The organism is Variovorax sp. P4_D9 (assembly GCF_056401695.1).
On sequence record NZ_JBFUIU010001509.1, the window covers coordinates 1 to 1,170 of the forward strand.

The 1,170-nt window shown below is 66.9% G+C and carries 1 protein-coding gene; it reads right to left on the minus strand.

Annotation, left to right across the window (positions count from 1 at the left end):
* On the minus strand, positions 1–1,035 hold a 1,035-nt coding region (locus AC1DY5_RS56455; RefSeq protein WP_478122841.1), incomplete at its 3' end, for an ATPase domain-containing protein.
* Positions 1,036–1,170 lie beyond the last annotated feature (135 nt).

Below are 1,170 nucleotides of genomic sequence, written 5' to 3' on the forward strand. Positions count from 1 at the left end.
GATTTGGCGCACGCGGATCAGCCCGGAATCGAGGTGGGAGGCGAGGTCCATCCCCATGCCTTTGCAGCGCGTGAGCAAGGTGTTGATGCTCTCGTCGAAGATGAACAGGGCGGCGCACTCCCCGCGGCGCGCGGCCGCGATGGCGAACTGCACCGCCACGCTCGACTTGCCGGTACCGGGCGCGCCCACGAAGAGCGTGCTCGTGCCCTTTTCCAGGCCGCCGCCAAGCAATTCGTCGAACGCGGGCAGATCGCTGGGAATGCGCGTCTGCGTCACCGGCGTAGCGTGCTCGGCCGCGACCAGCCGGGGAAACACCTGCAGTCCGCCGCGGGCGATCTTGTAGTCGTGGAAGCCGCCGCGGAATTCCTGGCCGCGGTATTTGGTGACCACGAGCCGCCGCCGTGCCGCGCCGTAGTCGGGGTTGAACTGTTCCAACCGGATGACGGCGTGCGCGATGCTCTGGACCTGCAGGTCCTGGTCTGAAGCGGTGAGGTCGTCCAGCAGCAGCACCGAGCACATCCGACCCGTGAAGAACTGCTTGAGCGCGAGGATCTGCCGTCGGTAGCGCAAGGAGCCGCCCGCCAGGAGGCGCAGCTCGGACAGCGAATCGAACACCACCCTCGTGGGCTTGATCACGTCGACGTCCGCGAGGATGCGCAGCGTGGTTTCGCTCAACTCGACCTCCGCGGGGTGGAACATCGTGTATTGCTCGTCGGGCTCGAGCGCATCCTGCGCGGGCAGCATCTCGCGCACCTCGATGCCCCGCATGTCCCAGCCATGCGAACGCGCCACGCCATCGAGTTCAGCCCGGGTCTCCGACAGCGTGACATACAGCACCGACTCCCCGCGCGCGGCGCCTTCGCGCAGGAACTGGAGCGCCAGGGTGGTCTTGCCCGCGCCGGGTGCGCCTTCCAGCAGATAGAGCCGGTGCGGCGTCAGGCCGCCGCCCAGGATGTCGTCCAGGCCGGGCACGCCCATCCGCAACAGGGAAAGCGCCTCCACATCACCGACCTCGATGGAAACGTTGGTGTTCATTCCTTCTCCAGCAAATCGTGCCGCCTCTCCCCTGCCGTCGCGAGCGAAGAACGGCTTTCGAATATTCGTTGCGCAAGCGCTAGCCACGGTCGGCCGGCGGCCAATCCCGATGTAGGCTTTGGCCGTACGATGGGG